This window comes from Oleiphilus sp. HI0079, from assembly GCF_001635105.1.
Map to the genome: position 1 here is coordinate 1 of NZ_LWFT01001050.1, position 12188 is coordinate 12188.

At 47.8% G+C, this 12188-nt stretch carries 10 protein-coding genes; 8 read left to right on the forward strand and 2 right to left on the reverse strand.

Annotation, left to right across the window (positions count from 1 at the left end; translation table 11 throughout):
* From tsaB to A3750_RS18820, 4 genes are all read left to right on the forward strand, one after another.
* The coding region (gene tsaB, locus A3750_RS18805) for a tRNA (adenosine(37)-N6)-threonylcarbamoyltransferase complex dimerization subunit type 1 TsaB (RefSeq protein ID WP_068548619.1) at positions 1-619 on the forward strand (619 nt) is incomplete at its 5' end.
* Between the two features lie 98 nt (positions 620-717).
* Positions 718-1536, forward strand: coding sequence for an undecaprenyl-diphosphate phosphatase (locus tag A3750_RS18810; RefSeq protein WP_068465871.1), 819 nt, complete (start codon positions 718-720; stop codon positions 1534-1536).
* 50 nt (positions 1537-1586) lie between these two features.
* Positions 1587-1892, forward strand: coding sequence for a hypothetical protein (locus A3750_RS18815; RefSeq protein WP_068458471.1), 306 nt, complete (start codon positions 1587-1589; stop codon positions 1890-1892).
* 84 nt (positions 1893-1976) lie between these two features.
* Positions 1977-2732, forward strand: a complete 756-nt coding sequence (locus A3750_RS18820) for a class I SAM-dependent methyltransferase (protein WP_231871887.1) — start codon at positions 1977-1979, stop codon at positions 2730-2732.
* Positions 2733-2750: 18 nt separating this feature from the next.
* On the opposite strand, the gene plsB is transcribed toward A3750_RS18820, so the two are convergent.
* On the reverse strand, positions 2751-5228 hold the full coding sequence (plsB, locus tag A3750_RS18825; RefSeq protein WP_068458468.1) for a glycerol-3-phosphate 1-O-acyltransferase PlsB: 2478 nt from the start codon (positions 5226-5228) through the stop codon (positions 2751-2753).
* Between the two features lie 257 nt (positions 5229-5485).
* Between plsB and A3750_RS18830 the strand changes: the two genes are divergently transcribed.
* From A3750_RS18830 to murI, 4 genes are read left to right on the forward strand one after another with little or no spacing between them, the layout of a single operon-like run.
* Positions 5486-6418 (forward strand): ABC transporter ATP-binding protein, encoded by a 933-nt coding sequence (locus tag A3750_RS18830; protein ID WP_068458466.1) that lies wholly within the window; start codon positions 5486-5488, stop codon positions 6416-6418.
* On the forward strand, positions 6415-7149 hold the full coding sequence (locus tag A3750_RS18835) for an ABC transporter permease subunit (protein ID WP_068458464.1): 735 nt from the start codon (positions 6415-6417) through the stop codon (positions 7147-7149). The genes A3750_RS18830 and A3750_RS18835 overlap by 4 nt, the downstream gene beginning before the upstream one ends.
* Before the next feature lie 8 nt (positions 7150-7157).
* Positions 7158-9074: a Gldg family protein gene (locus tag A3750_RS18840; protein WP_068458462.1), complete on the forward strand. Its 1917-nt coding sequence runs from the start codon at positions 7158-7160 to the stop codon at positions 9072-9074.
* A 36-nt stretch (positions 9075-9110) separates the two neighbouring features.
* Entirely contained in the window at positions 9111-9950 is an 840-nt protein-coding gene (gene murI / locus A3750_RS18845; protein ID WP_068458460.1) for a glutamate racemase, read from the forward strand.
* Between the two features lie 150 nt (positions 9951-10100).
* Here murI and A3750_RS18850 read toward each other — a convergent pair.
* Positions 10101-12188, reverse strand: a 2088-nt coding sequence (locus A3750_RS18850; protein WP_068548621.1) for a bifunctional diguanylate cyclase/phosphodiesterase, incomplete at its 5' end; no start/stop codon positions are given.

Sequence of the window (12188 nt, forward strand, 5' to 3'; positions counted from 1 at the left end):
CTTAAGTGAGTATGCGCCTAGAAGTCATGCGCAACGCTTGCTGCCAATGGTCCAGGAGCTTCTGGGTCAATCAGGTCTGCTTCTTTCGGACATGGATGCGCTGGCGTTTGGTCGAGGTCCAGGATCGTTTACCGGGCTTCGGATCGCGTCTGGATTTGTTCAGGGTTTGGCATTTGGACAAGATCTGCCGGTTGTTCCTGTATCAAATCTACAAGCACTCGCGGTGCATGTGTTTTTAAGTCATTCCGAGGCGCAAAACTGTTTGGTGTTGATCGACGCTCGAATGGATGAGGTCTATTGGGCTGTGTTTACTCGAGGTGAAAACGCAATGCCTGAGCTGTTAGGGTCGGAGCGCGTTGATAAACCAGAGATGGTTTCTGAATTGCTTCAGGAGCAAGATGAGATGCCCGTTATCGGAAATGGTTTGGCTTACGTTGATCGTATGGATGCGATAAGTAGATGGCCTCGAATCGAGAGCGGTCCTGAGCATCCTGCGCACGCAATTGCGTCTCTGGCTGTGTTGGCCTTTGCTGATGGCCTAGCAGTGGAGGCGAAAGATGCCTCACCCGTATATGTGCGCGATGAAGTAGCTTGGAAGAAGTTACCGGGCCGAGACTAGCCACAAAGCACGAAGAATCATGCTTTGGTAAGCGCAAAGAGCTTGCAGCGAGAAAAACACATACATCTCAATAAATAAATGCCAACAGGATTACTAATATGGGCTGGTTTGAAGCCTTTGTCCTTGCTCTTGTTCAGGGACTCACCGAGTTTTTACCTATTTCAAGCTCTGCGCACCTAATTCTCCCATCACAAGTGCTGGGGTGGGAGGATCAAGGGCTCGCATTTGACGTTGCCGTACATGTCGGCACGTTATTGGCAATTGTTTTGTACTTTCGTGAGGATCTCATTTTACTTGCCAAAGCGTGGTTCATGTCTTTGCTTGGACCGTCTCGCGTTCAGGAACAATCGAAGCAGCATGCTCGTCTTGCATGGCTGATCGTACTTGCAACGATTCCTGCCGGACTTGCTGGCTTGATGTTCAATGATTTCATTTCAGAGCATCTTCGTTCAACGCTGGTCATTGCGACAACTACGATTGTTTTTGGCTTGCTGTTATGGTTTTCGGATAGTCACGGAGCGCGTAATCGTGTGCTTGATAATATAGATTTGAAAACCGCCGTTCTTATTGGTGTTTCTCAAGCATTTGCGTTGATTCCCGGAACATCACGCTCTGGAATTACAATGACAGCCGCGTTGTTGCTTGGCCTTACTCGCGATGCGGCTGCGCGATTTTCATTTCTTCTCTCGGTGCCTTTGATCGCTGCAGCGGGAGGTCTTAAGACCAAAGAATTACTTGAGACGGGGACAGATGCGCAGTTGCAGCTGATCGCTTTCGCTACGATGGTGGCTTTCATTAGTGCTTTTGTATGTATCCATTTTTTCCTGCGCTTTTTGGAGCGCATTGGTTTTATGCCATTTGTTGTGTATCGCTTAAGTCTCGGGGCAGTTTTGCTTTTATTGGCGGTTGCCGCATAGCTAGTCTATACATTACACTGCTTTCATATCAGAGATAAGGCATTTGCGCCATGCTAATCGGCAACCCGTTAAACAACTTGTCCGTCCTGCAGTCTCCGGCTTCGGACCAAAAGCAGTCGCAGAAACAGGCTCAGCAAGATCTAGAGCGTCCTTCGCAGGAGCAGCAGGCACGAGTGCCCGTTCAGGAGTTAATGCGTCTTGGAGAAGTGAAGCAGGTTGAGCGTCTTGAAGCCTTAAATCGTACAGAAAACCTTTCTCTCAAAAGTAAAGAAGCTATTCAGCAGTATCAGGAAACTGAAGAAGCTAGTCGTTCCTTTGACGGTGGCGAGCTGCTTGGAATAGATGTTTATGTTTAATCGCAAGTAATGCCGGTTTCGAATACAGCCAAGCCTGATAAACTGGCGCTTGTAGTAAGCCCTTCTTGTTCATCAGAAATGCGCATGAAAGCCGAATCGCTCGCGCGACTCCATTCTATGTCCATCGCCCAGGATATTGATCCGTTTGTCGCCGATTACTTTCTCGTTTTCGGCGATAATGCGCTTACTTTACATCAAACAGGTAAGGCCGCGCCCGGGCCAATTAACGCCTCGTTTGTTGAAGGTAAAAACCTGCATCGCATGCGTCATGGTGGTGGCAAGGGGCAGTTGATTGCCAAAGCTGTGGGTTTGAATAAGGGAGTCTATCCTCATGTTTTGGATGTCACCGCGGGGTTAGGTCGTGACGCATTTGTTCTTGCTACGCTCGGCTGTAAGGTTGACTTGTTTGAGCGAGTGCCGGCCGTAGAGGCGCTTTTGGGTTTTGCGATAGAGCAGGCGAAAGCTGCGCATGATCTTTCAATTGCTCATACGGCGCATCGCATGAACTTGCGTTTTGGTGATGCGCTAGATTATCTCAGAGAGTCTTCTGAATTAGTCGCTGATGTTATCTATTTAGACCCCATGTACCCCGAGCAGGGCAAGTCGGCTGCTGTTAAAAAAGAGATGCGCGCGTTTCATGATATCGTCGGACAGAATGAGGATGATTATTTGCTACTCGAGGAAGCCTTAAAGAAGGCGCGCTACCGGGTAGTGGTGAAGCGCCCTCGTAAGGGGGAGGCGATACAGGGCCCCAAGCCCTCACTTATTCTTGAGGGTAAGAGCTCTCGATACGATATCTATACGATCCGGCGATTAGAGGATCTTTCCGCAAATAGCTGAGCTTCAGCCAAGTGCTTGTTAGTGGCCGGAAGTGACTTGCAAGATCGCCTGTCTGAGCTCAGCATTGAGAACCAGCATTGAGTCTTCCGCGGCTTTGAGAACAAGCTCGCTGTATTTCAGCTTCTCTTCGTCGTCTTCTTGAAGTATTTGCTTGTCTTTGAGTACGGCGATAAAGTTTCGGAACAAGGTTTTATCGAAAAACTCTGGCGCATTTAGCCCAAACAATATCGACATACGCTCTGCCATCAGAGTACTTAGTTGCTCAAGCTCTTGAGCCGTCATCGACCCGCTTTCTTTGCGCGTGAGAATCGCGATCACGATGTAATAGCGTTCAAGCGTTGGCATAATGAAGCTCGCCAGAGTTGAAAGCTTTATGTAGTCTGATGAGCCAATTATAGGGCGGCGGACATGGTTGTCTTCAATCTTGAGAAGTTGGCTTTCGGCCATAACATTGAGCCATTCTTCAAAAATCTCGTCGATTTCAGAGCTATTCCACTGTAGGAACAATTCGGCTCTAATGTAGGAATAAACCGAACGAAAAATACGATGGATCTCGACCTTGCTCATGCTTGGGTTGTTGCGAATAATGCAGGCAATTAACGCCGGCACAGCAAACAGATGGAGTGTGTTATTGCGGTTGTAGGTCAATAAAACGGCATTTCGATCGCTCAGGGTAATGATGTCGCCTAGCTCATTTTTCTGACGGCTCAATAAGCCCATTTCTTCGGTATATTGAATCCACTCCTCGCCATCACCTTCAGGAAAAGAAACATGATCTGAATAGGGGAGTTTGCGGAGCAAGCCGGCGAAAAACGTGTTCAGATGCGCCAGCTCATTGGCATCCATGGCTTGGCGATGAGTCGACAGAAGCACGGTCGCAGTTAAGCTGACGGGGTTAACTGCGGCGCTTGAATTAATGCGAACGGCGATTTCCTTGGCTAAGTTGCTCACAACGTCGCTGAACCACTCTGGTTTCTCTTCGTCTAGATTTTTGATGCTTTTGATATCTTCTTTCCAGGAGCTTTGGGCGTCGCTTAAGTATGTGTCCAGTATGATGGGCTCCCCGAAATTCAAACCGACTTTTCCGAATGATTTTCTTAGGTTTTTCAGTGACTTAAATAATCCAAAAACAGACTCTTTTTTCTTTTCATTGCCGCGAAGCTCGCCCATGTAGGTGCCGCCCTCAAGGACTTTTTCATAGCCGCAGTAAACCGGAATGAAAGCAATCGGCTTCTGTTGATCCTTCAAATAACTCGTTACGGTCATGGCAACCATGCCTGCTTTAGGAGGAAGTGTTCTGCCCGTTCGGCTTCGGCCGCCCTCGACAAAGTACTCGATCGAGTATCCTCGCTTAAACATGATATGAATGTATTCTGAGAATACCGCAGCGTAAAGACGGTTGCCCTTAAAGCTGCGACGCATAAAGAATGCGCCACCGCGGCGCAGTATGCTCCCTACAACGGGGAGGTTAAGGTTAATGCCGGCAGCAATATGTGGAACCATGATGCCTTCTGCGAACAAAAGGGAAGAGAGAAGGAGATAGTCGATATGGCTTCTATGACAGGGCACATACACCACGGCGTGGTCTTTCGTGATCTCTCGAACGACATCTATATTCTTCGCATCGATGCCCTTGTAGATCTTGTTCCAAAGCTGATTTAACAGACGTTCTAGAAAGTGGACGGTGGATATTTGTAAGTTTGCAGCGATCTCATCGCCATATTTGAGGGCTTGCTGGCGCAATTCCTGAGGTGATTTTCCGGACTCTTCTGCTTCCTTGGCAATAGCTTCCTTGATGCTTGGAGAAGAGACAATAGACTGCACAAGGGTTTGACGATGACTCAAGTTTGGACCGATAACGGTTTGTCTTACTCTTCTAAAGTGCACGCGTAAAATCCGTGCCGCCATTCGCTCAGTGCGTTTGGCATCTTGTTCACTGTCGTGGTAAAGCTCATTAAGTGAGATCGGTTTGCTGAATTGGACGTAGGTTCTGCGGCCGTGAAGCAGAATAATCAGCGCATGTCGTAATGGGCTTGCAACGGACCAGTTGTCAGTTAGTAATAGTTGTAACCAGGATTTTTCTTTCGTTGGTGCACGGCCCCAGAAAATGGAAACCGGTACGATCTGAACGTCATTGTCATTTACGTCTGAGACATGCGATACCAGCTGTTTGAGGCGTCCTGTCACTGTTGGGCGCTGCTTGCGTTTGAAAAAGCGACCTAAAGGCTCATATAAAAAGAAAAATGAACGCCGTAAAGAGCCTTTTCCGAGAGGAAGTTTGGTTTGCGAACTGGGAAGTGCGCTTTTTATCGTCGAATTTTCAAGAACGAGTCGTGCAGAGAACGAGCGATATTGCAGTACGTAAATGACCGGTTTTTCAGGGTCAAGATTCAGCTCATCATGGTCTGCGCCTTTTATTTCCGCGCGGACCCAGAGAAATAGGATTTTTCTGCAGAGAGTAAAAAGAAGCGTTGAAAGTTTGAAGAAACGGCTCATTTAGAGTTCTTTGTTTGTGATTGATGCCCTAGTTTAGTGCTTGGTTTTGGTCTTCGTAAAGCTAATTTGAGGATACGCCTGTAAGCTTGGTGTCTACTGCAACATGACCATGTGGCAAGGTTGGAGCTTCGCCCTTGAACTCGTTCATGCCCGCCCATATAGTCTTCGCGACTAGTAATAAGTCTTTGATTTGCGTCTGCTATTTGGCGGATGCGATCGTCCTTTCGAACATTCACAAGTAGAAACGAAGATAAAAAATGATCAGCGTAAAAAATCTCTCTAAATATTTTGGTGATTTCTGCGCAGTAGACGATGTTTCGTTTGCGGTTCAACCAGGTGAAATACTTGGATTTTTAGGACCTAACGGCGCTGGCAAATCTACCACCATGAAAATGCTAACCGGCTTTTTGAACCCCTCATCGGGCGCCATTGATATGATGGGCTTTGATGTTGCGAAAAACCCCGTTGAGGCGAAGCGTGAACTTGGCTACTTGCCAGAAGGTGCTCCGGCATATGCCGATATGACGGTAAAGGCTTCTATTGAGTTTGTCGGCAAAGTGCGTGGCTACTCTGGTGCAGAGCTGGATGAGCGAGTAGCACGCGTGGTCCGCCAAGTCGAGCTCGAAAAAGTATTGAGCAAGCGTGTTGAAACCCTTTCTAAAGGCTATCAGCGACGCCTTGGCTTGGCGCAGGCGATTCTCCATGACCCAAAAGTATTGATTCTCGATGAGCCTACTGACGGATTGGATCCAAATCAGAAACATCAGGTGCGAGAACTCATACGCAATCTTTCGAAAGACAAGATTGTCATCGTTTCGACGCATATTCTTGAAGAAGTGAGCGCTGTTTGTACGCGCGCGATGATTCTGGCAGAAGGTCGAATTTTGTTTGATGGAACGCCGGATGAATTGGCAGCGAAATCGGAATACCACAATAGCGTGCACATACACCTTGCGCGCGAAGATGACTCTCTTCACGACAAGCTCTCAAACATCGATGGCGTAAGCAAGGTAGAGCGCACCGAGCATGGTGGATTGCGTGTACTTTCTGAAAATCGCACACCGATTCTTGCTCAAGTGAATAATGTATTGCATGCATCTGGTTGCCAAATTGATGAGCTTCATGTCGAGCAGGGTAAGCTGGATGATGTTTTTCGAACGATTACTGGACGACAGGAGGTGGCTCGATGAGTGCGTTGAAAGTCATTTTGGGTCGAGAGCTGGCGAGTTATTTTGCCACGCCGGTCGCCTACATCTTTATCATTATTTTTCTAATGTTGTCGGGTGTGTTTACGTTTTATATCGGGCAATTCTTCGAGCGTGGTCAGGCGGACCTGAGCGCGTTTTTTAACTTTGTTCCTTGGTTGTATCTGGTTTTGATTCCGTCAGTTGCGATGCGCCTTTGGTCAGAAGAGCGTCGTAGTGGCACGATTGAATTGATCATGACGCTTCCAGTCGCGACGTGGCAACTTGTTCTCGGTAAGTTTTTGGCGGCCTGGTTGTTTGTCGGTTTGGCATTGGCCTTGACGTTTCCTTTGTGGATCACTGTGAATTACCTCGGCGCCCCTGATAATGGCGTGATTCTAGGTGCTTATTTAGGTGCATGGCTCATGGCTGGTGGTTTTCTGGCCGTAGGTTCGTGTCTTTCGGCATTGAGCAAAAATCAGATTATCGCGTTCATTCTCACCTTAGTAGTGTGCTTTGTGCTCGTCGTTAGCGGGTTTCCTATCGTACAAGATAGTTTTTCGGGCTGGGCTCCGCTTTGGCTTGTTGATGGTATTTCCAATTTGAGCTTCCTCACCCACTTTACGGCGATCTCGCGCGGAGTAATTGATCTTCGTGACCTTGTATATTTTGTTGCGATGATTGGCGCCTGGCTGTATGCAACAGCGTTGGTGATTGATCTTAAGAAGGCGGATTAGGAGTTACTATGACGAAGCAAATCTCGTTTAAGTTAATTGCCGTCTTTACGGCATTATTCGCGGTGATTGTACTATCATCGATTTTTATCACTGGGTCTCGATTAGATCTTTCTGAAAATGGACTTTATACCCTTTCAGACGGCACCGAGAGTATTCTGGGCAAGCTGGAAAGGCCGGTTACGATTGACTACTACTTTTCCGATAAGGCGACGTCGCAGCTTCCCGCACTTAGAACGTATGCCAAGCGGGTCGAAGAACTGCTGAATGAATATGAGGCAAAAAGTGATGGCAAGATCACTGTGACCAAGATCGATCCAGAGCCGTTTTCAGATGCGGAAGACGCTGCTGCGCTCTCAGGCCTGCAAAGTGTTCCGGGTGGTGCGCGCGGCGATGAAATTTATTTTGGTCTAGTTGCCAAAAATGAAGCGGGTAACGAGGAAGTGGTTCCATTTATCCAGCCAGATAAAGAGGCATTTTTAGAATACGATCTAACGCGTTTGATCTCGGCCTTATCGCGCGAGCGTTTGCCTAAAATTGGCATCTACTCGGGCGTTGATATGAAGGGTGGAATGGACTTCATGACGCGTCAGCAAAAGCCGGAGTGGGCTATCTTACAGTACATCGATGATAACTTTGATCTAGAGTGGATTGAGGACGATGCAATAAGCATTGATGGAATCGACGTTTTGTTGCTTGTCGCACCTCAGAGTATCTCAGAACAGCTTGAATTTGCGATTGATCAATATGTTCTTGGTGGCGGAAAAGCCATTGTGTTTGTTGATCCGTTCATCGAAACCATGGCAAGCATGGGCGGGATGCCAACAGTTCAGTCATCGAGCCTTGAGAATCTTTTTACGGCTTGGGGAGTTCAGTTTGACGAGAGCCAATTCGTCGCTGACTTTGACAATTCGATGGTCGTGTCGCTTGGCCAGGGCGGCCAACCGGTTCGTCATTTGGGGTTACTAAGTCTTCGTCCAGATGCGTTTGAGCAAGATGATGTTGTGCTTTTTGGTTTAGAGAGTATGAACTTTTCTTCTGCTGGCCATCTTAGCGCGATTGATGGCGCAAGCAGTCAATTTGAACCGATTATTCGAAGCTCTGAGCAAAGCGCGCTTAAGCCGGCCGATATGCTTGCTTCTCTGCATGATCCATCAACCTTGATGTCTGGATTTGTTCCGACTGAAGAGGCATATACTTTGGCGGCGCGCGTGTCCGGAGCAGCGAAGACGGCATTTCCTGACGGTGTCGAGCTTACTGAAGAAGTTTCAACAGATTCGGTAGCCAGCGAGTCACAAGACACAGAGCCGAAAGCCGAGGGTGAGGCTGAAAGTGATATTGTTACGCGCACCATTACTCCAGAACTTACCGAGTCGGAGCAAATTAATGTGATGCTTGTTGCTGACACTGATGTGCTCAGTGATCGTTTGTGGGTGCAGGTCCAGAGCTTTTTCGGTCAGCAGATTGTGAGTCCGTGGGCGGATAATGGAACCTTCCTGTTGAATTCGGTAGAGAACCTCTCAGGGCAGGCAGAGTTAATTTCTATTCGGAGTCAGGGACGTTACAGCCGCCCATTCGAGCGCGTTGACGCTTTACGTCGTGACGCGGAAGAGCGTTTTCTTGCTCAGCAAGAGCTTTTGGAAGAGCAGTTAATGGCGACCGAAGAGAAATTGCTCGAACTAGAGCAGGTGCGAGACGCAAGTGATGTCTCTATGCTTTCAGAAGAGCAAGAAGCAGAGCTGCTTAAGTTTCAGGAAGAGAAGCTGAAGATTCGTAAGCAGCTTCGCGATGTGCAGCATCAGCTTGATCGCGATATTGAAACGTTAGGGACGCGCTTAAAACTGATTAATATCTTATTAATTCCGTTTTTGATTTGTGTTCTTGCTGTGTTCATGGGTATGCGTCAACGTCGTTTGGCTAGCGTATAAGCGGCACGTGACGGCAATGCTTGGAGAGGTTTGTTGATGGACGATCAGGTAAGCGCATGTTGTGGTAATGTGCTCGTTCTTGATTCGGGCGTTGGCGGCCTCTCAATCTGCCGCTCTGTGCTGCAGCTGTGTCCGCAACTTCATATTCGCTATGTAGCGGATGATACTTTCTTTCCGTATGGCACAAAGGACGAGCAGTTTTTGATTGCTCGGCTAAGCGATCTGATTGCGCAATGCCATGCTCGCTTCCATTTTGATCTGGTGATTGTCGCCTGTAATACGGCGAGTACATTAGTGCTGCCAACGCTGCGTGATCGTTTTGAGATGCCGTTCGTTGGTGTGGTGCCCGCGATCAAGCCTGCGGTTCAACAATCCAAGTCGAAAGCGATTGGGCTGTTAGCAACCCCGGGTACGGTCTCTCGAGACTATACAGATGCGTTGGTGAGGGATTTTGCGGCAGGATGTTCTGTGCTTAAGGTTGGCTCAAACGCACTTGTGGAAGAGGCAGAGAAGCTGCTGAATGGCGAGGGTGTGGACATGAATGTTCTGCAAGGTGCTATCAATCCTTTTATGCAAAGTACTGAGAACGTCGATACGATCGTTCTTGGTTGTACGCACTTTCCGTTTTTAAAAGAAGCCTTAAAGTCCTTGATGCCAGGCGTCGCTTGGGTCGATTCCGGCGATGCGGTGGCGCGCCGCGTCAGAGATCTTTTTGATGGGGCAGCGGTAGTCAAAGGTAAACAAGGTGTTTATCAAGAAAGCGCAGTGAAAGAAAGGCATCAGGTTTTGTTTACTGGGGCTGTTCCCAATTCACTTCACTTTCAGGATGTATTGGAAACAATTGGGATGCGGAACGCTGAGCTCTCGAGACTTTGAGAGACTTCCTTAGCGGTATCTTTTAGTCGTGGTTGATGACGAGCTAAGCCTTAGTCGGTGATTTTTGAGCTTATTTTGATGTTGGACAGAAACAAAAAAGCCAGTCGGTCACCGAGCAGGCTTTTTTTGTGTCCTAATTTGGCGTGCGACCTATATTGCGATCATTCTTGGGTGGTCAATGATGCGATTTAGAATGGCATGGCCTGGTTCTGCGCGACCAAAATAAAACCCTTGGATTTCTTGGCAACCTAGCTCCCGTAAGTAGTTAAGTTGGATTTCTGTCTCAACCCCTTCGGCAACAATATTTAACTTCAAGCCGTGTGCCATGTTAACAATCGCGTTGACGATGCAGGCCTCGTCCATTGAGTCCTCGATGTCGCGGACAAAGCTCTGGTCGACTTTCAAAGTATGAATGGGAAGCTTACTCAGATAATTAAGTGATGAGTAGCCGGTGCCAAAATCGTCGATGGCGATGGTCACGCCATGCTCGGAAAGTCGGTTAAGCTTTTTCGTCATCTGCTCAAGATCGTTCATGATTGTGTTTTCGGTAATCTCAACCTCAAGATTGCTCGCTGGGAAGCTATTTTCTTCCAATGTACTTAGTAAGCGCTCAACAAATTTCGGGTGTTCAACCTGTAAAGGGGAAAAGTTAACCGAAAGGCGAATGTTTGGATGTCCATTGCTAATCCAGCTACCTACTTCTTTGCATGCTTGATCGAGAACCCATTCGCTGATGTCAGGCATCATGCGCGTCTCTTCAGCGAGGGGAAGAAATTCGCCTGGGTATACTAAACCACGAGTAGGGTGCTCCCATCGAACGAGTGCTTCAACGCCAATGATTTCGTTGTTCTGAGCGCTCATCTGAGGTTGGTAGAACACTTTGAATTCGTTGTTCTCAAGGGCACCGCGTATTTCGCGTTCAAGCTTGATGCGGTTTGAGTCGGCAACTTCCATAGAATGGCTAAAGAACTGATAGCCGTCTTTACCACGTGATTTGACGTGGTACATCGCGACATCTGCGTTTTGAATGAGCTGGTCTACGCTCTCTCCGGCTCCTGGGAACATCGCAATTCCGATGCTGACCCCGACAAACACCTCGTGCTCCCCAAGTAGGAAGGGCTCTTTTAAGGTATTAATGACCTTTTTCGCGATGATGCGTGCATCTTCTGCGCTATTTACGTTTGGTAAGAGCAGTGTAAATTCGTCTCCTCCGAAGCGCGATAAGGTGTCGCATTTTCGAATGACATTATCTAGGCGCAGGGCAACCGCTTGCAGAAGGCGGTCTCCCATCGCATGACCAAGGGAATCATTGACCACTTTAAATCGATCCAGATCCAGAAACATGACAGCGAGTTCTTTGCTATTACGTTTTGCCTGTGCCAAAGCGAGATTTAAACGATCCTTGAACAAGGAACGATTTGGGAGGCGTGTTAACAAGTCGTGATACGCTTGAAAATTGATAAATTCTTCCGCTTCTTTGCGTTCAGTAATATCGCGTGCAGTCCCGTAAGTTCCAACTACCTGAAGTGAATCGATACCGTTCTGTTTGATTTTTCGTTCGATTGGAAAGAAGGTGATCTCGAAATGTCGGGAAGAATGTTCGTTCTTTTTTACTTTGAGCCGCAACTCTGAACTCCAGGCGCCATCACGTTTTTTACCTTGTATATCAAAGATATACTTGGCGCGGTCAATATCATCATCTTCAATGATCGCTTGATAGCTTTGTCCGAGTAGTTCTTGCTTGCTGTATCCCAATAGGCTTTCGACTTTTCGATTGAGAAAGGTGAAACGACCTTGGCGGTCAAGCATAAATACGACATCTGGAGAGCTGTTCACTATGTAACGGTGCAGCTCTTCAGACTTTTGAAGCCGCGCTTGCATAGAGTGATGCGCTTTCTCAAGCATCACTTTTTGAAGGCAGTTTCGGGTGGTGTTGATCAACTCCTCAGAGTCGTAAGGCTTGCGAAGATAGTCATATGCGCCGCGACGAAGCGCTTTGCTGACAGCCGAAAAAGACGACTCTCCGCTAACAACAATAACGGCTGGGTCCATTTGATGCTCGGCAATGAAATCCATCACCTGATGGCCGTCGATATCGGGCATGTTCAAATCGAGAAGAACTAGATCAAAATCATTCGCCTTGAGTGCTTCGCACGCATTGATTCCTCCAAGCGCTGTTGATACACGAAAGCCCTCGGACGTAAGCAAGGTTTCAAGGCTGGTCAGTAATCGATGTTC